This is a genomic window from Salinivibrio sp. KP-1, from assembly GCF_000968645.1.
GTDB classification, from domain to species: Bacteria; Pseudomonadota; Gammaproteobacteria; order Enterobacterales; family Vibrionaceae; genus Salinivibrio; species Salinivibrio siamensis.
Genome location: NZ_LAQR01000014.1, coordinates 1 through 887, shown reverse-complemented (window position 1 = coordinate 887; position 887 = coordinate 1). Strand labels below are relative to the sequence as shown.

General features: G+C 53.3%; 1 protein-coding gene. It reads left to right on the top strand.

The genetic code is table 11. From position 1 onward, the window contains the following. Positions 1 to 887: VCBS domain-containing protein (locus WN56_RS08475; protein WP_046074625.1), on the top strand; the 887-nt coding region annotated here is incomplete at both ends.

Sequence of the window (887 nt, the reverse complement as noted above, 5' to 3'; positions counted from 1 at the left end):
GCGGCAACTGGACCTACACCCTCGATCAGTCTGCCGTGCAGGATTTAGATGCCGGTGATGAGGTGACAGACACTATCACCCTCACTGCAAGCGATAACACACAGCAAGATATTGTTATCACGATTACGGGAACCGACGATGCCCCTGAAGTGAGTGGTGAGTTTGTTGGCTCAGTCACCGAAGGCAACGAAGGCGATGCGGTCACTGCCACCGGCACCATTGCGATCAGTGATGTCGATGCCGGCGATAACCCGACCTTTGCGAATACTACAGAAGCGGGGACTTATGGCTCGCTAGACCTAGTTAACGGCAACTGGACCTACACCCTCGATCAGTCTGCCGTGCAGAATTTAGATGCCGGTGATCAAGTGACGGACACTATCACGCTCACCGCAAGCGATAACACGCAACAAGATATTGTCATCACCATTACCGGCACCGACGACTTACCTGAAGTCACCGGTAGCTTTACTGGTTCAGTGACCGAAGGCAACGTGGGCGATGCCCCTGCCACTGCCACGGGTACCCTTGCGATCAGTGATGTTGATGACGGCGATAATCCGACCTTCGCCAATACCACTGAGACGGGGACTTATGGTTCGATCGAGCTAGTAGACGGTGATTGGACGTATACGCTTGATCAAGACAGCGTGCAGGATTTAGATGCTGGCGATCAAGTGACCGACACCATTACTCTCTCCGCCTCTGATGGCACCCAGCAAGCTATTGTCATCACCATTACTGGTAGTGAGGATACGCCAGAAGTGACCGGTAGCTTTATCGGTTCCGTGACCGAGGGCAATGTGGGCGATGCGCCTGTGACTGCAAGTGGCACACTTTCAATCAGTGACGTTGATGGCGACGATAATCCCACCTTTGCCAATACT